This is a genomic window from Natrinema pellirubrum DSM 15624, assembly GCF_000230735.2.
In the GTDB taxonomy this organism is placed as follows: Archaea; Halobacteriota; Halobacteria; order Halobacteriales; family Natrialbaceae; genus Natrinema; species Natrinema pellirubrum.
In genome coordinates, this window is the sequence record NC_019962.1 from 136129 (window position 1) to 155423 (window position 19295).

A 19295-nucleotide genomic window follows, 5' to 3' on the forward strand; every position below is an offset into this window, starting at 1 on the left:
TGACATCCAGTTATCAACCTTTCGTGTGGATACGGGCGAGTCAGCGGGCTTCTCACTCTCTCAGGGTCACCGTAAGAAAAAGGCCTATAACCGGTGGCCTATCAATATCCCGTAGATGTCGGACGAGCCGGTGGACGGACGGGACGCCGAGGCGCCCGAAGAGCCGCGGGAAGACGCTGCCTCGGAACTGCCAGACGAGTCCGAACTCGACGGGCCGGCGTCCGACCCCGCCGCGGAGCGGCCCGACCTCGAGACGGACGGCGAGGGCGTCGTCGGCGATCGACACGATCCGACGCCGACCTATCCCGACGCCGACGAGGAAATCGGTGGAATCGAGACGCCGCCGGACGACGAGGAGATGCCGCTGGCCGACCACATCGAGGAGATGGTCCTCCGGCTGGCGGTCGTGTTGCTGTTCGGGGCCGGCGGGACGGCGATCGGGCTGCTGTGGGCCTCCGACGCGATCCAGTTCGTCTGGTTCAACGTCTTTCCGTCGGGCAACGAAGCGCCGCCGCCGCACCTCTATAACCCGCTCGAGCTGTGGCTAACACGGATCAAGATCTCCTCGCTGCTGGGGATCATGGTCGCGCTGCCGGCCTTTGTCTACGAGTGTTACCTGTTCATGCGGCCGGGGCTGTACCCCCACGAACGGAAGTATTATCTCGCTGCCGTCCCGACGAGCGTCGTCCTCGGCGCGCTCGGGATGTTGTTCTCGTACGTGCTGGTGTTGCCGATCCTCTTCCGGTATTTCACCTACTACGCCGAGGAAAGCGCCGACATTGCGTACTCGCTGGGTGAGACGTTCAACCTGATCATCACCCTGACCGGCTTTCTCGCGATCGTCTTCCAGATTCCGCTCTTTATCATGCTAGCGATCATGATGGGCGTAACGACTCGTCGCTGGCTGGCCCAGAAACGGCTGTATTTCTGGGTGGCCTTCGCGGGCCTGTCGTTCATGTTCACCCTCGATCCGACGGGGATGGCTCCCATCCTGGTCGCGGTCACGATGATCCTGCTGTTCGAGGGGACGCTGTTCGTCCTCAAGTGGGTCGGAACCGAGTAGCCGTCCCGCGTTACTGCCGTTCGTCGCTGTCCCTATTCGGCCGCAATCAGTCGAGTTGCTCGAATGCCGTGACCGAACGTCCGATTTGACCCGACGACACTCGATATATAATTCCCTTATACTCCCCCTATTCGTTCACATATTGGCTGGTTCGGCTCCTTCTCGGAGGGAAAGCAATGATGTGTAAACGAACATCGTTTAGTGGGTCCAAATGTTTGGCTAATCCGTGAACATCTGAATGATGGTGGGAAAACACTCTGACAATGGGTGTGATTGTAAATCACACGTGTCGGCGCGCTTCGGTCCACGGAGGTGGCTCCCGTGACCGAACTCGTTCCGACCACGTGTATGCGGTGTGCGGTCGGCTGCGGACACGTCCAGCAGGCCCCCGACCGCGGGTACGGTCTCGACACCGTCCGGGGCGACGCCGGCCATCCGGTCAATCAGGGACTGGCGTGTCAACGCGGCGTCAGCGAAACCGCCGACCCGGACGGGGAGTGGCTGACCCGGCCGCTCGTCCGCGAGGACGGCGACCTCGTACCGACGACCTGGGAGTCGGCCGTAGAGCGCGCTGCGGAGGGACTCGAGGCCGCGCTCGAGGGTGGCGACGACGGCGTCGCGGTCCTCGGGAGCGGCCAGCAGACCAACGAGGCCGCCTACGCGCTGGGCAAACTCGCCCGTGGCGGCTTCGGGACGCTCTACTACGACGCCAACACAACGCTGTGTATGGCGTCGGCCGTCACCGCGTACTACGACGCCTTCGGCAGCGACGCGCCGCCGCCGACGTACGACGACATCCCCGAGGCCGAGCGTCACGTCGTCTGGGGGGCGAACCCGGCCGCCGCCCACCCGGTCATGTTCCGCTGGATCCGCCAGTCAGCCGACGCGGACGACTCCGAGCTGATCGTCGTCGACCCCGTCCACAGCGAGACCGCCGAGGCCGCCGACCACCACGTCCCGCTCGAGCCGGGTGCGGACCTCGCGCTGGCTCGCGCCGTTCTGGCTCGAGTCGTCGAGACCGGCCGTGTCGACCGCGAGTTCGTCGACGAGGCGACCGTCGGCTTCGAGGCCCTCCGCGCGGACCTCCCCGACGCGGCCGAAGCCGCCGAGATGGCCGGCGTCTCGCTGGCCGACGTCGATAAACTGGCCGAGGCGCTCGAGGATCCCAGCCTGCTGTACTGGGGAATGGGAATCAATCAGAGCGTCAACGGCACCGCGGCCGCGGGTGCGCTGATCGATCTGTGTCTGACGACCGGCAACCTCCGGCCCGGCTCCGGTCCGTTCTCACTGACCGGGCAGGCCAACTCGATGGGGACCCGTGTCTGCTCCTCGAAGGGGTCCTGGCCCGGCCACCGTCCGTTCGGCGATCCGGCCCACCGTCGCGAGGTCGCCGAGACCTGGGACGTCCCCGTCTCGCGGTTCCCCGACGACCCCGGCCCGGGCCCGGTCGGCATCGTCGACGTCGTCGGCGACGACGTCGAGGCCGTCTACGCGGTGGCGACCAACCCCGTCGCGGGCATGCCCGACGCCACGCGCGTCCGCGAGAAACTCGACGACGCGTTCCTCGTCGTGCAGGACGCGTTCCACAGCGAGACCGTCGAGTACGCCGATGTCGTTCTCCCCGCGGCGACGTGGGGCGAGTCCGAGGGGACGACGACCAACATGGAACGGACCGTCTCCCGCGTGCGGGCCGCGACCGAGACGCCTCCGGGGGTCAAGACCGATCTCGAGCTGATCGGCGCGCTCGCCGACCGGCTCGTGCCCGACCTGTTCGACGACTCCCTCGAGCCCGACTCGGTCTTCGCGGAGTTCGTCGGGCTGACCGAGGGCACCCCCGCGGACCTTTCGGGGATCAGCTACGACCGTCTCGAGGACGAGACCGCGGTCCGCTGGCCGGCCCCGGAGCCGGACGTCTCGGGCGGCTACCGATACTACGAGGGGCCCGACGCCGACGAGCGGGACGGCGCTGCCGACGGCCTCGACGAATCGTGGTCGTTCTACACGCCCTCGGGCCGCGCCGAGTTCTCGACGGGCGAGGCCCGCCCGCTGCCGGAGCCGACCGACGAGTCCTATCCGTTCACCCTGACGACCGCCCGCCGGCCGGACGCGTACAACACCGGCGTGCGGACTCGCGAGGACGAGCTGCCGACGGCCCGGGTCAGTCCGGCGACGGCAGCCGCGTTCGCGGACGAGTTCGAGAGTCCGGTCGAAACCGCTGACGAGGGCGACGAACGGTACGCCCGCGTCGTCTCCCGGCGAGCGTCGGTGATGGCTCGTGTCGAGGTCGACGAGGCGATCCCCGACGGCGTCGTCTGGCTGCCGATCCACCACCCCGCCGTCAACGACCTCACGCTGCCCGCCGTCGATCCCCGCTCGAACGAACCGAACTTCAAGCAGTGTGCGGTCCGTCTCGAGCCCCCGCGGGACCGAGACGTCGCGGCGGTCGCGGAAGCGAGCGCCTGATCGCCGACGCTAACGACGCTGTTGTCTTTCTCGGCCTCGCGGTCTTCCCGGTCGTCCTCCCCGGCAGACTGTATCGGACCCGCGTCGCGCCGTCGCCAGACGGCCGAGGCCGACCGGCGGGTGAACCCATCCACGCGTTGGGGCTCACACTGTTTGTTCGTCGAAGGCTCCGCCGGTTCGTCGCTGTTGTGTTCTCACGACCGGCATTTTTGTCTCGTCCGGCGGCGGACGCGTCTCGAGTCGGTCGCGTCGTCCGTCCCCGCGAATCAGGATCGGTCGCGCCCATCGCGGTTGACATTCCCCAGTCTCTGCTCGCGTGTCTCGCGACATACGTCCTTATACAGACTATATTCCATTGGAGATACGACGCCCACCACTGAAACTGGGAGAAAATCAATTGAATGTGAACGATTACTGTTATATGCTTCAGTACCATGCCAACAAAACGTGAATTACGACATGTTTGGAGAGGAAACTCGCTATTTCGAGTCAGATCGTCAGGTCGGTGAGGTGGTCGTCGATGGCGCATAAGAAAGAGGAGCGCAAGGCGGACTGTTACGGCGACGAGGTCCGCGACCATATCCTCGAGTTCGCGGACAACGGCGGCTACGAGGCCATCCCCGAGGACGAACGCGAGACGTGGTTCACCCGCTTCAAGTTCTGGGGGCTGTTCCACCAGCGCGACGGGCAGGAGTCGTATTTCATGATGCGGCTGACCAACGCTAGCGGCATCTTAGAGCCCGACCAGCTCCGGACGATCGGCGAAGTCGCCCGCGAGTACGCGAAGGGGCCAGTCGCAAACCCCGAGTTCGGCAACGGCTGGATCGACCTGACGACCCGCCAATCGGTGCAACTACACTGGCTCAAACTCGAGGACGTCCCCGAGATCTGGGAGCAACTCGAGGCCGCGGGCGTCCACTCCCGCTCGGCGGGCGGGGACACGATGCGCAACATCTCGGGCTGTCCGCTCCACGGCAAGGCCGAGGAGTTCGTCGAGGCCGGCCCCCTGCTCGAGCGTTTCGAGGAGGAGCTTCGCAAGGACGACTCGCTGGCGAACATGCCCCGGAAGTTCAACATCAGCGCGTCGGGCTGTACGGTCGGCTGCGCCCAGGACTCGCTCAACGACATCGGGTTCGAGCCGGCGACCAAGGAGGTAGACGGCGAGGAGGTCCGCGGGTTCAACGTCCGGATCGGCGGTGGGCTCGGCGGCCGCCAGCCCCGCGCCGCGACGCCGCTGGATGTCTTCGTCCGCCCGGAGAACGCCTACGAGGTCGGCCGTGGCTTCGTCGAACTCTACCACGACTACGGCGACCGCCAGAACCGCTCGAAGAACCGTGCCCGGTTCTTCGCCGAGGACTGGGGAATGGAGAAAATTCGGGACACGCTCCAGGCGGAGTACGTCGACTTCGAGATGCACACCGCCGGCGAGGATTTCCGCGAGGAGTACACCTACAACGCCGGCCGCCCCGTCGAGGACGGCCAGCACGACCACGTCGGCGTCGGCGACCAGAAAGACGGGAGGAACTACGTCGGCCTGAGCGTCCCCGTCGGTCGACTCCCGGCCGAGGACGCCATCGAACTCGCCGATCTGGCCGACGAGTACGGCTCCGGCGAGGTCCGGCTGACCCGCCGCCAGAACCCCGTTATCATCGATGTCGCCGACGAGGATCTTGAGGCCCTGCTCGCGGAACCGCTGCTCGAGACGTACCCCGCCGAACCGAGCCCCTTCGAGCGCGGTGCGATGGCCTGTACGGGCACCGAGTTCTGTTCGATCGCGTTGACCGAGACGAAAGCGCGGATGGCCCGCATGCTGCGCTGGTTCAACGAGAACGTCGAGTTGCCCGACGACGTCGGCAAGATCAAGATGCACTACTCCGGCTGCACCGCCGACTGCGGCCAGGCGATGACCGCCGACATCGGCCTGCAGGGGATGCGCGCCCGCAAGAACGGCGAGATGGTCGAGGCCTTCGACATCGGCGTCGGCGGCGGCGTCGGCGAGGATCCCTCGTTCATCGACTGGGTCCAGCAACGGGTTCCGGCCGACGAGGCCCCCGGCGCGATCCGGAACCTGCTCGAGGCCTACGCGGCCCACCGTGTGGACGGGCAGTCGTTTCGCGAGTGGGTCGACGCCACCGCTGAGGAACAGCTCGTCGAGTTCTGCGAGCCCGAGGAGACGGACTTCGAGGCCCCCTACATGGCCGACGCCAAGCAGTCGTGGTACCCCTTCGCCGAGAGCGAGTCCGCGGCCGCCGCCGGCGAGGGGTCCGCGGTTCCCTCGGACGACTGAGACACCGGCGACGCCGCGGGCTCGGCGAGTCGCTTCCTCGAGCGTGTGTTTATCAGTTCACGGACCGTACTGTCACCCATGCCCGAAGAAGTACTCTTCAAATCGGAAACCGAACAGAGCCGAGCGGAGATCGCGTCGATGCTGCGTCGCGTCGCCGACAACTTGGATGACGGGAAATCGATCACGCTTACGGCCGGTGCCGACTCCGTGACGCTCGAGCCGCCCGCCCGGCCCACCTTCGAGGTCAAAGCCGAGCGCGAGGGACCGGCCGACAGCCCGGGCGAACTGAGCATCGAATTCGAACTCGAGTGGGACGAGGACAACGGTGGAGACGGCGGGAGCGGGGAGTTGGAGATCGAGTGAACGCATCCGCCGACCGATCGCCCGAGACCCCCGTCGGCACCCGGCTGGCCCCGGACTGCGCCGTCAGCGGTGTTCGCGTGTTCGCTCGTGGGCGTAGTCCAGTGCCTCCTCGAGCGAGCCCGGGCCGTCGTAGCTGGCCGAGAACAGATCCATGAAATCGCTGGCGATCCGGTTACAGCGTTCGAACGTCAGCACTGTCCTGACCCGGATGGTCTCCGAAAGGTCGAGTCCGGGGTAGCTCGTGGCCGTCAGCGCGTAGCCGGGGTGGTCCTCGCCCTCCAGCGAGGCCGGCGCGACCTTCAGCCGCAGGTCTCCCGATTCGTGACGATACGTCCGATACTGCATCTCTCGGTCCGTATCGGCCGGGGTATACGTCCGAGACTCTTCGGTGGTCCACTCGAGCGGCACGTCGGCTTCCATCGATTACTGATACCAACCCGAGTGCTACGTTCGTATCGCAATATGCAATATTATCGGACGGTAGTCCAGAGATTCGGAAATTGATGGATTTCCTGCCGAGAACTGGATTATATTCTGACTGTGCGTGTTCGTATCGGTGGTCTATCCGGACGATCTGTGAACTTCTAGGAGCCGACGGCGCGACACCCGGCGGGCGGTCAGTCGTCCCGTGTGGCGGTCGGTTCGCCGCCGGCCGCCTCGTCGGGGCTAACGCTGCCGGTCCGGTAGCCGTGTAGATCGAGCGTGACGTGGTCGAATCCGAGGTCCGAGAGTTCCGCGCGAACCGTCTCGACGAACTCGCGTTCGAGCGCCCGCTCGAGTTCGTCGGGCGCGACTTCGATACGGGCCAGCCCGTCGTGGTCGCGGACCCGGAACTGGTCGAACCCCCATTGTCGGAGCAGGGCCTCGGCCCGCTCGATCCGGGTCAGCCGATCCTCGGTGACCTCGAGGCCGGTCGGGATCCGCGAGGAGAGACAGGCCATCGAGGGTTTGTCCGCGACCGAGAGATCGTAGCGGTCGGCGATCTCGCGGACCTCGTCCTTCGAGATGTCGTGAGCCAGCAGCGGCGAGTGGACGTCCAGTTCCTCGACGGCCTGCAGCCCGGGCCGGTGTCCCGCGCCCGGATCGTCCGCGTTCGTCCCGTCACAGACCGTCCCGACGCCGAGTTCTCGAGCGGTCTCGAGCATCTCGCCCAGCCGCATCGTCCGGCAGTGATAGCAGCGATCGTCGTCGTTTTCGACGAACGCGTCGCTCTCGAGTTCGGAGAAGGAAACGATCTCATGGCGGATCCCGATCTCGTCGGCCACCCGGCGGGCGTCCGCGAGTTCGGCCCCGGGGAGGGTCTCGCTTTTCGCGGTGCAGGCGATCGCGTCCTCGCCGAGCGCGTCGTGGGCGATCGCGGCCACGGCGCTCGAGTCGACGCCGCCGGAGAAGGCCACGACGACCCCGTCCCGTGCGGCGAGATCCGCGCGGGCGGCCTCGAGTTTCGCCTCGAGCGTTGTCATGGCCCGGCGTTGGGTCCCGACGGGCAAAAGCACGTTGTCGTTGGTCCGACGGCCGTAATCCGCGCGCCGAGCCGTTAAGACGCCGTCGGTGGTAGGGCGCGTGTTCAGACTATCATGGCTGTCTCAGACCACCTGCGACGGTTGCGGTCGATCACCGACACGGAGGGCCACACCAGCGATGTCGACGACCACACTCGCGAGGAACACCTCGTGGACGCGGTGGCCCGCGGGATTCAAGGCGGGTTCGTCGCGACGCTGATCATGACCGCGTTCCGGTTACCGCTGTTGCGATCGCTGCCCCCGTCGGCGAACTTCTGGTCGCAGTACGTCGGCGGCGGTGACCCCGACGATCACCCCATTCCCGGAATCGCACTGCACCTGCTCTACGGGGTGGGTTCGGGCGCGCTCTTCGGCGGGCTATTCTCGCTGTACACCGCCGGCCGGTCCATCGAGCCCGAACAGCGCGGGCTCGCCTGGGGCTCGATCTACGGCATGGTCCTCTCGGTGGTCGGCGTGCAGGTCGTGTTGCAGGGACTGCTGGACATCCGCCTCGAGGCCGACGAACTCACGCTGTTTCATGCCGGTCACCTCGTCTACGGGCTCTCGCTGGGGGCCTGGGTCGGCTCCCGGACCGAGGGCGTCGAGGACCCCGAACGAGAGTACGAGTACGACGACGGCAACTGACCGCGGCCCCGATCACGCGGCTGCGGTAGCCGCCCGCTGTTTCGTCTCCACCATCGTACTGGGCAGCGGGACCGAACGAACGCGAGGAGACCGAGAACGTGATCGACGAACTGGCAACGAGAACTTCGAGGACGCCGATTTCGGCGACTGAACGGAGAATCCGGCCTACTCCGGATCGAAGCCGCCGACGAGTCGCTCGAGCGCGAACAACGCGATCGCGCCGACGGCGGCCCACGCCGCGGTCAGCGCGATCGTCTCGGTCGTCCAGGCGGTGGTTTCTCCGATGTTGTGCAGGGGTGCGGGGACGGAGCCGGCGATGAGACCGATCAGGAAGAGCAGCGTCACGCCGCGATTGCGCGTTAGCGCGGCGCGGACGATGCGGGCGATCGTGACGAGGCCGACGACGCCGCCGGTGACGAACAGTGCGACGGTCGTTCCCGGATCGACGACGGCCGAGAGCGAGCCGCCGCCGAGCAGGTCCAGTGCGGCACGGACGAACGCGCTCAACTCGCTCGAGAGGTAGACGTACTGGCCCAGTAAGATCAGGATGAGCGAGCCGGAGACGCCGGGGAGGATCATCGCGCTGATCGCGACCGCGCCGGCGACGAGGATCACTGCAGGGCCGCTCCCGGGCAGCTGGACGACGTCGGCGGCGACCAGCAAGGCCAGCGTCGTCCCCGCGAGCGCCGCGGCGACGTGGGCCGGCGAGGCGAACTCGAGGCTGCGCCCGAGCGTGATCGCCGAGGCGGCGATCAGCCCGGTGAAAAAGCCGAAGATCGCGACCGGATGGGATTCGGCCAGCGACGAGACGAGATCGGCGATGAGGACGACCGCGGTGACCATCCCGACGCCCAACGGGAGCAGGAAGTCGAGGTCCAACTCGAGGAGTGCCTCCCGCGCCCGGGCCCGGCGATCGGGGTGGTAGCCCCGCAGGACGGCGAGCGCCCGGCCCGGCGTGAACGCGGTGACGGCGGCGATCAACCGGCCGTAAAAGCCCAGCAGGAGCGCGACGGTGCCGCCCGAGACGCCCGGCAGGGCGTCGGCGGTCCCCATACAGAGCCCGTAGCCGTAGGTCCGAAGCAACTCGAAGCGGTCGCCGACGGCCTCGGATCGGTCATACTCCATGGGTTCGGTTCCGTCGTTCCGGTCCTGTGGTGGAGGTCGGTCGCGATCGCCGGTTCGACTGCATATCCGGTAGGTTCCCGTCCACTCGTATAAATGGTCGACAACGCTGTCAGCCCGTGTGTCGCGGGGGCGACACGCGAGCCTGATCGTGCGCCTGCCGACGTGGGCGGGAACTTTTTCTCGCTCCGGTTTGATACGCCGGTCGAGACTATGGACCTCGAGTCGATTCCGGGCGTCGGCGAGAAGACGGCCCGAGCGCTGGCCGAACTCGACGATCCCGAGCGCGCGCTGCGGGCCGGCGACGTGGCCGCGATCGCGGCCGCGCCGGGGATTTCACAGGGGCGGGCCGCCCGCATCGCGCGGGGGGCGATCCGTCGCGATCACGACGACCCTGGCGGGTTCCTCGCGACCGACCGCGCCCGGGAGATCTACCGCGAGGTCCTCGCGTTGCTCGAGGAGCGTACCGTGACCGACTACGCCGCCCAGCGCCTCGAGACGATCTACCCGAGTCCGACGCGCTCGCGCATCGAGGAGGTGCGGGCGTTCGCGGCCGAGGCCCTCGAGCGCGAGCCCGATCCAGCCGTCCTCGAGGCCCTCGAGGGGCTCGAGCCGCTCCGGGAGCCGGGCGACGTGCGGGTCCGCGAGCGGTGTCTGGCGACGACCGACGCCGAGCGCTACTCCGAAGCCCGCGAGGCGATCCCGGAACTCTCCGTCGAGGTCGTCGAGGACGCACAGGGGCTAGCCGAACTCGCGCGGGGGTACTCGACGGTGATCGCCCTCGACGAGTCCTTCGCCGGCGTCACCGTCGAGGGCGACGTGCAGGTCCGACCCGACGCCCTCGAGAACCCGGCCGAAGTCGTTCCCGAGCGTCCCCTCGCGTTCTTCGCGCGGAACCGCGATCGGTTGGGAGCCGCCGTCGCGGTCCACCGGGCCGCCGACATGGACGCGGCCTGTGATCTTTCGGCCTTGGAGAACGGCCTCTCGCGGCTGGCCGAGGACGGCACGGTCGCGGGCGACGACGAACTCGACCGCCTGACGACGGCGGTCGACGATCTGGACGCGGCGGCGAGCGCGGCCGAGAGCGTCGCCAACGACCGCCTCCGGGAGGCGATCCGTGAGCAGGACGTCACGATCGAGGGCTCGGACCTGCTCTCGCTGGTCGAGCGCGGGGCCGGCGTCGACTCCTTGCTCTCGCGGGAGCTGGCCGACGAGTACGCCGCGGCCGTCGAGGCCGCCCGCGATCACCTCGTGGACGCGCTTGATCTCGATCAGGGCGAGAGCGAGATCGCCCGCCGCGCGTTCGGCGACGAGCCCACGTTTCCCGTCGAGCGCGACGAGGACGCGATCGGCCGGCTTCGCGAGGAGCTGACTGCGGCCAAGGAACGCCGTGCCGGCCGCCTGAAACGCGAGCTCGCTGCCGACCTCGCCGACCAGCGCGAGGGGGCCCGCCAACTGGTCCGGGACGCCCTCGAGCTGGACGTAGAGCTGGCGATCGCCCGCTTCGCACGGGATTTCGGGTGTACGATGCCCGAGTTCGTCCCAGCGGCCGAGGCGAGGGGGACCGGCTTCGCGATCGAGGGCGGCCGGTCGCCGCTGCTCGACGAACCCCTCGAGGCGATCGATCCCGTCGACTACGCGGTCTCGGGTGTCGCCTTGCTGTCGGGTGTCAACAGCGGGGGGAAGACGTCGACGCTGGATCTGGTGGCAAGCGTCGTCGTGCTGGCCCACATGGGGCTGCCGGTGCCCGCCGAGAGCGTGCGCCTGCGGCGGTTCGACGACTTACACTACCACGCCAAGACACAGGGGACGCTGGACGCAGGGGCCTTCGAGGCGACGGTCCGGGAGTTCGCCGACCTCGCACAGGGCGGCGAGGGGTCGCTGGTGCTGGTCGACGAACTCGAGAGCATCACCGAGCCCGGCGCCTCGGCGAAGATCATCGCGGGCATCCTCGAGGCACTGTCGGAAAACGGCGCGACCGCGGTGTTCGTCTCCCATCTGGCGGGCGAGATCCGCGAGATGGCCGGCTTCGACGTGACCGTCGACGGCATCGAGGCGGTCGGTCTCGTCGACGGCGAACTCGAGGTCAACCGCTCGCCGGTCAAAGACCACCTGGCGCGGTCGACGCCGGAGTTGATCGTCGAGAAGTTGGCCGACGAGGCCCGGGACGAGGCGGTCGCAGCGAACGGCGGCGCTCCGAACGACGGCGACCCCGAGCCGGTCTTCTACGATCGCTTGCTCGAGAAGTTCGACTAGTAAAGCGGGCCGAACCGGCGACGTGAGCAGTCGGTCTCCCGACTCATCCTACTTCTGTGGGCTCCCGCCGTGCCACTCGAGGATGTTCTTGTGCCCCCACTTCTCGCCGTCATCCCCGTCGTCGGTCAGCGCCGCGAGCGACTCGGCGTCGTTCATCTCGAGGAACTCGGCGAGGTCGTCGACGTAGGCGGCGACGGCGGCGATCGTCTCGTCGTCCTGGAGTGCGAATGCCTCCTTCACCGAGTCGGGCATCCCGTCGGGCGCGATGTACGTCTCCGAGCGGGCGTACTCGCCGATTCCCCGTAGGGTCTCGGGTGAGCAGTCCGCGAACTGCTCGAGCAGGAAGTCGGGGATCGCCTCGGGTGGGTCCGGTCCGATCATATCCATGATACCCATCCATATAGTGAATATTAACAATTGTGTATTGTTACATAGAGGCATGATTGGTATCGAGCGAGCGTGTGAGCCGGTCACCAACCCTTAAGACGCTGCGGAAGCAGGGTGAAAGTGATGGGAGACGACCCCGAAGAGGGGATGTTGTCGTGGGACGAATCCGTGTTCAGGGACGAACACGTCTTCGAGATCGACTACGTCCCCGAGACGTTCAAGCACCGCGAGGGCCAGACCGAGAGTCTGACCTATGCCTTGCGCCCGGCGGTGCGGGGGTCGCGCCCGCTGAACGTCGTCGTCCGCGGCCCGCCCGGGACGGGCAAGACGACGGCGATCCAGAAGCTGTTCGACGAGGTCGGGGCCCAGACGAGCGACGTGCGGACGATCCGGGTCAACTGTCAGGTCAACGCGACCCGCTACTCCGTGTTCTCGCGGCTCTTCGAGGGCACCTTCGACTACGAACCGCCCTCCTCCGGCATCTCCTTTAAGAAGCTGTTCGGCCAGATCGCCGAGAAACTCGTCGAGGAGGACAAGGTCCTCGTCGTCGCCTTGGACGACGTCAACTACCTCTTCTACGAGAACGAGGCGAGCGATACGCTCTATTCGCTGTTGCGCGCCCACGAGGAGTACCCCGGCGCGAAGATCGGCGTCGTCGTCGTCTCCTCCGATCCCGCACTCGACGTGATCGACGAACTCGACTCGCGGGTCCAGAGCGTCTTCCGCCCGGAGGACGTCTACTTCCCGGTCTACGACCAGCCGGAGATCGTCGACATCCTCGCGGAACGTGTCACACGGGGCTTCCACGAGGGCGTCATCGACCGTGATACCCTCGAGTACGTCGCCGAACTTACCGCCGAGAGCGGCGATCTGCGGGTCGGGATCGACCTGCTGCGCCGGGCCGGACTCAACGCCGAGATGCGGGCCAGCCGTACCGTCGAGCGTGAGGACGTCGAGACGGCCTACGAGAAGTCCAAATACATCAACCTCTCGCGGTCGCTGTCGGGGCTGACCGACACCGAGCGGGCCCTGCTCGAGGTCATCGCCCACAACGACGGCGAGCAGGCCGGCGCGGTCTACGAGGCCTTCCACGAGCGGACCGATCTGGGCTACACGCGCTACTCCGAGATCGTCAACAAGCTCGACCAGCTCGGGCTGATCGACGCGGACTACGCCGACGTCGAGGGGCGGGGCCGCTCCCGGTCGCTCTCGCTGTCCTACGAGAAAGACGCGGTACTGGAGCGACTCGAGTAGCACCTGTCCGCGGTCGATACCGCCAGCTCAGACCTGGTCGATGGTCCTGCGGTAGTCCTCGGCCGCCTCGATTGCCGACTCGAGCTTCGCCTCCGTGTCGCCGTCGGCCCGCTTGCGGGCCTGCCGGAGGGCGTTGAGCCGCTCGTCGAGGACGGCGTGGTCGGGTTTCGTGTCGCTCATCGCGTAGTCGGCGAACGCGTCGGTCGTCTCGCGGATGTCCTCGCGGACGTCGTCGCTATCGGCCGACTTCGCGGCCGCCTCGAGGGCGTCTCGGGCGTGCTGGAGTTGCTCCGTCATGGGCGGACCGACGGCGACTCGAGCCATAACGGTTGGGCGGGCAGTCGCCACGTGGGGGCGAACGAGCGCCAGTCGAGGTGAGACTGCGAGTGCTGTAGCCGTCCGCTACGGACTGTCGTGTCTCGAATACGAGGGCCCTACCGACGACAGGGGCCAGATACGCGCGGGTCGTCCCGTGGAAACGGCGATACTACTCGTGATACTGACTGCGGGCTTTTTTCGGTCCCAGTCCCCGGATCCGGTTGCATCATGCCAGTATCACGACGAACGGCCCTGAAAACGATGGGCATCGCGGGCGGACTCACGGCGAGCGGCTCCGTCCTCGCCGTGGGCGACCACGCCGCCGACGAACGATCGGTCGACGGGAAATCCGACGGCGACGGCTCGACGGGCACGCAGGGAGCGGCCGTCCGGGTCGCACACTTCTCGCCGGACGCACCGAACGTCGACGTCTACGTCGCGGGCGACCGCGTCCTCGCGGACGTGGCCTACGGCGACGTCTCACCCTATCTCGAGGTCAAACCGGGTACCTACACGGTGATGATCACGGCCGCGGGCGATCCGGAGACGGTCGCGTTCGAGGGCGACGTGACGTTCGGCGCCGCGTTCTACACCGTCGCCGCGATCGGCGAACTCGAGGCCGACACCTTCCAGCCGGCGGTGCTGGTCGACGCCGGTTCGGCGCTCGTCCGACTCGTTCACGCGTCGCCGGACGCGCCGGCCGTTGACGTCTACGCCGACGGCGAGCCGGTCTTCGAGGACGTCGCGTTTACCGACGCGACCGATTACGTCCCGGTGCCGGCCGGGGCACGCACCGTCTCGGTCCGACCGGCCGGCGGCGAGGCGGCCGTCGCCTCCTTCGACGTGACCCTCGAGCGGGGCACCGCCTACACCGCCTACGCGATCGGCTACCTCGAGCCGCCGACCGCGGACGATCCCATGTTCGCCGTCGAGCCGACGGTCGACGGGCCGATGGCCGACGCCGACGGGGACGACGGGATGGACACGTCCCACTAACGGGAGCGCGCCACGAACGGCACGGTCGTTTCAGCGGTGGCGCACCATCGAAACCGGCGGGCCGGTCGACCAACTGGGTGCTGGAAGCCGACCGACGGCTCCGGCGGTTGCCGCGGTCGCCACGACCCCCGGCCGACCCGACGCGACATGCGAGCGGGTCAAGTGGCTCGAGCCCCTGATCCCGCTAATGAGCGACGCACAAGGACCCCTCCAGCCGGACCGTCCCGACGTCGACCGGCCGTTCTCGGTCGACGCGCCGTTCGAGCCCGCGGGCGACCAGCCCGAAGCGATCGAGCAGTTGGCCGCGGGTTTCCGGGAGGGGATGGACAAACAGACCCTGCTGGGCGTGACCGGCTCCGGGAAGACAAACACCGTCTCGTGGGTCGTCGAGGAGATCCAGAAACCGACGCTGGTGATCGCCCACAACAAGACGCTGGCGGCCCAGCTCTACGAGGAGTTCCGCAACCTCTTTCCCGAGAACGCCGTCGAGTACTTCGTCTCCTACTACGACTACTACCAGCCCGAAGCCTACGTCGAGCAGAGCGACACCTACATCGACAAGGACGCCTCGATCAACGACGAGATCGACCGGCTGCGCCACTCCGCGACCCGCTCGCTGTTGACGCGGGAGGACGTCATCGTCGTCGCCTCCGTCTCCGCGATCTACGGCCTCGGTGACCCGCGCAACTACATCGACATGTCCCTGCGCCTCGAGGTCGGCCAGGAGATCGGCCGTGACGAGCTACTCGCCCAGCTCGTGGATCTGAACTACGAGCGCAACGACGTCGACTTCACGCAGGGCACCTTCCGGGTCCGGGGCGACACCATCGAGATCTACCCGATGTACGGCCGCTATGCGGTGCGGGTCGAGTTGTGGGGCGACGAGATCGACCGCATGGTCAAGGTCGACCCCCTCGAGGGCAAGACGCAGGGCGACCAGCAGGCGGTGCTGGTCCACCCCGCGGAACACTACTCCATTCCGGAGACGAAACTCGAGCGGGCGATGGACGAGATCCGCGACGATCTCGACGACCGGATCTCGTACTTCGAGCGCCAGGGCGATATGATCGCCGCCCAGCGCATCGAGGAGCGCACGACGTTCGACCTCGAGATGATGGCCGAGACGGGCTACTGCTCGGGGATCGAGAACTACTCGGTCTATCTCTCGGACCGCCGGTCGGGCGAAGCGCCCTACACCCTGCTCGACTACTTCCCCGACGACTTCCTGACGGTCGTCGACGAGTCCCACCAGACGCTGCCCCAGATCAAGGGCCAGTACGAGGGCGACAAGTCCCGCAAGGACTCGCTGGTCGAGAACGGCTTTCGGCTCCCGACGGCCTACGACAACCGCCCGCTGACCTTCGAGGAGTTCGAGGACAAGACCGACCAGACGCTGTACGTCTCGGCGACGCCGGCCGACTACGAGCGCGAGGAAAGCGAGCAGATCGTCGAACAGATCGTCCGACCCACTCATCTGGTCGACCCCGCGATCGAGGTCGCGGACGCGACGGGGCAGGTCGACGACCTGTTGGACCGCATCGACGACCGCATCGACCGCGGCGAGCGGACCCTCGTGACGACGCTCACAAAGCGGATGGCCGAGGATCTGACTGAGTACTTGGAGGAGGCCGGCGTCGACGTCGCCTACATGCACGACGAGACGGACACCTTGGAGCGCCACGAGATCATCCGTTCGCTCCGGCTGGGCGAGATCGACGTTCTCGTGGGCATCAACCTCCTGCGGGAGGGACTGGACATCCCCGAGGTCTCGCTGGTAGCCATTCTGGACGCCGATCAGGAGGGGTTCCTGCGCTCCGAAACCACGCTCGTCCAGACGATGGGCCGGGCGGCCCGCAACGTCAACGGTGAGGTCGTCCTCTACGCGGACGAGCCCTCCAATGCCATGGAGTCGGCCATCGAGGAAACCCAGCGCCGCCGCCGCATTCAACAGCAGTACAACGAGGACCACGGCCTCGAGCCGACGACCATCGAGAAGGAGATCGGCGAGACCAACCTCCCCGGCGCCAAGACCGACACCACCGAGGTCTCCGTCCGCGAACTCGAGGACGAGGACGACGCCGCCCGCTATCTCGAGGAACTCGAGACCCAGATGCAGGAGGCCGCGAACAACCTCGAGTTCGAACTGGCCGCGGACATCCGGGATCGGATCCGCGAGGTTCGCGAGGAGTTCGACCTCGCAGGCGACGAGGACGAGGGGATCGCGCCGCCGACCGAGGAGTTCTAGCGCTTCGATTCCGTGCCGTTCTCCCGCTCGAGACTACTAGGCACCACGGGACAGCCACAGGGCGAGGCGGTGCCGACGCCGGGGCCGGTGACGGTCACGACCCAGACGGGGCGACCGCAGCGGGGGCAGTCGGGGACCGCCCACTCGTCGTCCGGATCGTCGACCGGTTCGGAGCGGACCGGCCTCGAGTCGGGCTCGTCGCTCATCGGTCCCTCCGCGGGGAGCGGAGCCGATCCCCGCGATCGGGCGCTGTCGCTGGTCGTTGGGGTTGATTCCACCGTCGTTCGGGACGTTTATATCCCGCTAGAATGTACGCAATCATGGCTTTCGAAGCCTTCCGGCTTGGAAGCCAGTCTCGGGTGCTGGTTCCACCCGGGGCGTTTCGACGGCCGCCCCCAACCGGTCGTGCGTTCGGAGACGGGCTTCCGGTTGAATGTTGCCACTCTATAACTTATAACTACTGCTAAACGTGTGGAAAGTACTGTGGTGCTTCGAGTGCCGCCGTTCGTCATCGACGAACCTGATCGTCACGTTCTCCGACACAGAGCGCTCTCGAGCGACAAATACTGCCAGTAAACGCCTACTGACCGGGTACCGAGATTGGTTCGCCGGCCTCGTTCAGGTTCGTCCAGACGTCCCCCGACCGCGTGATCACGACTTCGAACTGGTGGGGTCCGTCCCCGACGGCGTCGCCGTAGGAATTGAACGACACCACGTCGCTATCGTCGTGGGTAACGGACCGAGCGGTCAAACTGTAGACGCCCGGCGCGCCGTCGAAATCGCTCACCGTCAGTGCCTCGCCGGACGCCGGAACGGTGTACTCCCCCCAGACTGGACGGCTCGTCGAGTCGTCTCGGGGCGCATAGACGAGGGTCAACGCCATCTGCTCCGCTTGGCCCGTCTCGGTCTCGAGGACGATGCGCTCGAGCGTCGCGCGGTCGCTCCGCTCGAGTCCGGTGTTCGTCGACGGCAGGGCGCACCCGGCGAGCCCGACGATGCCCGCTGTACTCGCAGTGTGACGGAGGAGGGCGCGGCGGTGCATACCCGTCGTATGAGCGACCGTCAGCAAATAATTTCCGACGAGAGAAGGCAACAATCAGTCGATTGGGACACGGAGTAGATCGGCGTCTCTGATCGCAGGAAACTCACAGCACGCCGAACCCGAACTCCGCCATCCCGAAGACCGGCCCCCACAGCAGGTGGAGCGCGACGCCGACGACGACCGCCGGCAGGAAGTTGTAGATCGTGGCGACGATGGCTGCTTTGGCGTCGACGGCCAGCAGCGGGAACAGGGCGTCGCCGTCCTGGGCGATCGCGTTCGCGGTCAGCGCCGAGAAGGGGAGTCCGCCCTCGGCGTAGACGCTGGCCAGCAGGATCTGCGGGCCACAGCCGGGGATCAGCCCGACTGCCGCGCCGCCGATCGGCGCGAGGATACCGGCCGTCGCCGCGAGCGTCGCGACGTTGACCCCGCTGAAGAGGACGAAGTACTCGTAGACGAGGAAGGCCACCAGCACCCAGACGGTGACGAAACTCGTCTCCATCGCCGCGTGGGTAAGCGTATCATAGACCGACAGGAAGGAGTCTCGAGCCCGCGCGATCTCCCCCTCGCCGACGTAGTGGCGGCCGATCAGGTAGAGGTACAGCGACAGGACCGCACCGGCGATCCCGGTGACGGTAAAGAGTCCGTCGAAGCCGAGCCCAGCGACGAGCGCGACCTCGGGGCCGCCCCGAAGCAGGTAGAGGCTGCCCAGCACGAGTCCCACGACGGCTGCGATCCACCACAGGACGTGTGCGAGATGGGACAGCGGCGTGAGGACTCGAGAGTGGCGATCGGGACCGCTCTCGTGGGCGTGGGTCGGGGCGGGACCGCCGTAGTCGTGGGCCGGGTTAGGACCGACGCCGCCGTTGACGACGGTGCCGCCGTCCGGCGTCGCGGCGGGTGAGAGCCGGGCGACCGCGGCGTCGACCCGCGAGACGCCCAGCCCGACGGAGTCGACGAGGTAGCCGGTCGCGACCGACGCGGCGAACGCGATGGCGTAGGTGTACAGCGCGGCTTCGGGTGCGAGCGCGAGGATGACAAAGGCCGAGTCGCCCGCCGTCGCGCCCAGCGTCGCCACGACGGTCCCGAAGCTGACGGTGCCACGAACGTACAGCGGCATCACGACGATCGCGCCGCCACAGCCAGGCGTCAGTCCCAGCAGCCCGCCGAAGGCGACCTGTAGCCGCTCGTTACCTTCGATAGCACCGATCACGGCCCCGTCGGTCCAGTACTGGACCAATCCGAACGCGAGTACCGTGACCGCGACGAACGCACTCACCTGTACGTAGCCGTCCCGCAACGACTCGAGGAGAACCGTCAGGACATCGTTCACGCGACCTCACCCCTGCTGTGGG

At 67.2% G+C, this 19295-nt stretch carries 17 protein-coding genes; 9 read left to right on the top strand and 8 right to left on the bottom strand.

Annotated features, from left to right (window positions below; translation table 11 throughout):
• Nucleotides 1-115: 115 nt before the first annotated feature.
• The 4 genes from NATPE_RS00685 to NATPE_RS00700 all read left to right on the top strand — a co-directional run bounded on the left by NATPE_RS00685 (nt 116) and on the right by NATPE_RS00700 (nt 6176).
• Entirely contained in the window at nt 116-1063 is a 948-nt protein-coding gene (locus tag NATPE_RS00685; RefSeq protein ID WP_006183242.1) for a twin-arginine translocase subunit TatC, read from the top strand.
• A 348-nt stretch (nt 1064-1411) separates the two neighbouring features.
• The gene (nasA, locus tag NATPE_RS00690) at nt 1412-3526 is read left to right on the top strand and encodes an assimilatory nitrate reductase NasA (RefSeq protein ID WP_049804967.1); all 2115 of its coding nucleotides are present in this window, start codon (nt 1412-1414) and stop codon (nt 3524-3526) included.
• Between the two features lie 520 nt (nt 3527-4046).
• Nucleotides 4047-5813 carry a nitrite/sulfite reductase gene (locus tag NATPE_RS00695; protein ID WP_006183244.1) on the top strand — a complete coding sequence of 589 codons (1767 nt, stop codon included), beginning with the start codon at nt 4047-4049 and terminating at the stop codon, nt 5811-5813.
• A gap of 78 nt (nt 5814-5891) precedes the next feature.
• Nucleotides 5892-6176 carry an amphi-Trp domain-containing protein gene (locus NATPE_RS00700; RefSeq protein WP_006183245.1) on the top strand — a complete coding sequence of 95 codons (285 nt, stop codon included), beginning with the start codon at nt 5892-5894 and terminating at the stop codon, nt 6174-6176.
• A 63-nt stretch (nt 6177-6239) separates the two neighbouring features.
• Here NATPE_RS00700 and NATPE_RS00705 read toward each other — a convergent pair whose 3' ends face one another.
• The gene (locus tag NATPE_RS00705; RefSeq protein ID WP_006183246.1) at nt 6240-6596 is read right to left on the bottom strand and encodes a hypothetical protein; all 357 of its coding nucleotides are present in this window, start codon (nt 6594-6596) and stop codon (nt 6240-6242) included.
• Between the two features lie 197 nt (nt 6597-6793).
• Nucleotides 6794-7639: an ATP-dependent sacrificial sulfur transferase LarE gene (gene larE, locus NATPE_RS00710; protein WP_006183247.1), complete on the bottom strand. Its 846-nt coding sequence runs from the start codon at nt 7637-7639 to the stop codon at nt 6794-6796.
• Between the two features lie 114 nt (nt 7640-7753).
• Between larE and NATPE_RS00715 the strand changes: the two genes are divergently transcribed.
• On the top strand, nt 7754-8323 hold the full coding sequence (locus NATPE_RS00715) for a DUF6789 family protein (RefSeq protein WP_006183248.1): 570 nt from the start codon (nt 7754-7756) through the stop codon (nt 8321-8323).
• Between the two features lie 165 nt (nt 8324-8488).
• Here the strand turns inward: NATPE_RS00715 and NATPE_RS00720 are convergent, their stop codons facing one another.
• Nucleotides 8489-9448, bottom strand: coding sequence for a DUF368 domain-containing protein (locus tag NATPE_RS00720; RefSeq protein WP_006183249.1), 960 nt, complete (start codon nt 9446-9448; stop codon nt 8489-8491).
• Between the two features lie 210 nt (nt 9449-9658).
• On the opposite strand from NATPE_RS00720, the gene NATPE_RS00725 reads away from it, so the two are divergent.
• Nucleotides 9659-11701 carry a MutS-related protein gene (locus NATPE_RS00725; protein ID WP_006183250.1) on the top strand — a complete coding sequence of 681 codons (2043 nt, stop codon included), beginning with the start codon at nt 9659-9661 and terminating at the stop codon, nt 11699-11701.
• A gap of 48 nt (nt 11702-11749) precedes the next feature.
• Here the strand turns inward: NATPE_RS00725 and NATPE_RS00730 are convergent, their stop codons facing one another.
• A complete protein-coding gene (locus tag NATPE_RS00730) occupies nt 11750-12088 on the bottom strand; it encodes a hypothetical protein (RefSeq protein WP_006183251.1) in 339 nt (112 codons plus the stop codon).
• A 123-nt stretch (nt 12089-12211) separates the two neighbouring features.
• On the opposite strand from NATPE_RS00730, the gene NATPE_RS00735 reads away from it, so the two are divergent.
• Nucleotides 12212-13342: an ORC1-type DNA replication protein gene (locus tag NATPE_RS00735; protein ID WP_006183252.1), complete on the top strand. Its 1131-nt coding sequence runs from the start codon at nt 12212-12214 to the stop codon at nt 13340-13342.
• A 27-nt stretch (nt 13343-13369) separates the two neighbouring features.
• Here NATPE_RS00735 and NATPE_RS00740 read toward each other — a convergent pair whose 3' ends face one another.
• On the bottom strand, nt 13370-13639 hold the full coding sequence (locus tag NATPE_RS00740) for a DUF7553 family protein (RefSeq protein WP_006183253.1): 270 nt from the start codon (nt 13637-13639) through the stop codon (nt 13370-13372).
• A 282-nt stretch (nt 13640-13921) separates the two neighbouring features.
• Here NATPE_RS00740 and NATPE_RS00745 point away from each other — a divergent pair, with 282 nt between their 5' ends.
• Nucleotides 13922-14656 carry a DUF4397 domain-containing protein gene (locus tag NATPE_RS00745; protein WP_006183254.1) on the top strand — a complete coding sequence of 245 codons (735 nt, stop codon included), beginning with the start codon at nt 13922-13924 and terminating at the stop codon, nt 14654-14656.
• 187 nt (nt 14657-14843) lie between these two features.
• Complete coding sequence (gene uvrB, locus NATPE_RS00750; protein ID WP_015298654.1) at nt 14844-16901, top strand: excinuclease ABC subunit UvrB; 2058 nt, start codon at nt 14844-14846, stop codon at nt 16899-16901.
• Here the strand turns inward: uvrB and NATPE_RS00755 are convergent.
• The 3 genes from NATPE_RS00755 to NATPE_RS00765 all read right to left on the bottom strand — a co-directional run bounded on the left by NATPE_RS00755 (nt 16898) and on the right by NATPE_RS00765 (nt 19273).
• The gene (locus NATPE_RS00755; protein ID WP_241432784.1) at nt 16898-17179 is read right to left on the bottom strand and encodes a hypothetical protein; all 282 of its coding nucleotides are present in this window, start codon (nt 17177-17179) and stop codon (nt 16898-16900) included. The genes uvrB and NATPE_RS00755 overlap by 4 nt on opposite strands.
• A gap of 302 nt (nt 17180-17481) precedes the next feature.
• Nucleotides 17482-17943 (bottom strand): hypothetical protein, encoded by a 462-nt coding sequence (locus NATPE_RS00760; protein WP_006183257.1) that lies wholly within the window; start codon nt 17941-17943, stop codon nt 17482-17484.
• Nucleotides 17944-18046: 103 nt separating this feature from the next.
• Nucleotides 18047-19273 carry a putative manganese transporter gene (locus NATPE_RS00765; protein ID WP_006183258.1) on the bottom strand — a complete coding sequence of 409 codons (1227 nt, stop codon included), beginning with the start codon at nt 19271-19273 and terminating at the stop codon, nt 18047-18049.
• Between the last annotated feature and the right edge of the window lie 22 nt (nt 19274-19295).

Bases quoted from the DNA above. Each gene is read 5' to 3' on its own strand.
- NATPE_RS00685 (WP_006183242.1), top strand. From the start codon at position 116: ATGTCGGACGAGCCGGTGGACGGACGGGACGCCGAGGCGCCCGAAGAG.
- nasA (WP_049804967.1), top strand. From the start codon at position 1,412: ATGCGGTGTGCGGTCGGCTGCGGACACGTCCAGCAGGCCCCCGACCGC.
- NATPE_RS00695 (WP_006183244.1), top strand. From the start codon at position 4,047: ATGGCGCATAAGAAAGAGGAGCGCAAGGCGGACTGTTACGGCGACGAG.
- NATPE_RS00700 (WP_006183245.1), top strand. From the start codon at position 5,892: ATGCCCGAAGAAGTACTCTTCAAATCGGAAACCGAACAGAGCCGAGCG.
- NATPE_RS00705 (WP_006183246.1), bottom strand. From the start codon at position 6,596: ATGGAAGCCGACGTGCCGCTCGAGTGGACCACCGAAGAGTCTCGGACG.
- larE (WP_006183247.1), bottom strand. From the start codon at position 7,639: ATGACAACGCTCGAGGCGAAACTCGAGGCCGCCCGCGCGGATCTCGCC.
- NATPE_RS00715 (WP_006183248.1), top strand. From the start codon at position 7,754: ATGGCTGTCTCAGACCACCTGCGACGGTTGCGGTCGATCACCGACACG.
- NATPE_RS00720 (WP_006183249.1), bottom strand. From the start codon at position 9,448: ATGGAGTATGACCGATCCGAGGCCGTCGGCGACCGCTTCGAGTTGCTT.
- NATPE_RS00725 (WP_006183250.1), top strand. From the start codon at position 9,659: ATGGACCTCGAGTCGATTCCGGGCGTCGGCGAGAAGACGGCCCGAGCG.
- NATPE_RS00730 (WP_006183251.1), bottom strand. From the start codon at position 12,088: ATGGATATGATCGGACCGGACCCACCCGAGGCGATCCCCGACTTCCTG.
- NATPE_RS00735 (WP_006183252.1), top strand. From the start codon at position 12,212: ATGGGAGACGACCCCGAAGAGGGGATGTTGTCGTGGGACGAATCCGTG.
- NATPE_RS00740 (WP_006183253.1), bottom strand. From the start codon at position 13,639: ATGACGGAGCAACTCCAGCACGCCCGAGACGCCCTCGAGGCGGCCGCG.
- NATPE_RS00745 (WP_006183254.1), top strand. From the start codon at position 13,922: ATGGGCATCGCGGGCGGACTCACGGCGAGCGGCTCCGTCCTCGCCGTG.
- uvrB (WP_015298654.1), top strand. From the start codon at position 14,844: ATGAGCGACGCACAAGGACCCCTCCAGCCGGACCGTCCCGACGTCGAC.
- NATPE_RS00760 (WP_006183257.1), bottom strand. From the start codon at position 17,943: ATGCACCGCCGCGCCCTCCTCCGTCACACTGCGAGTACAGCGGGCATC.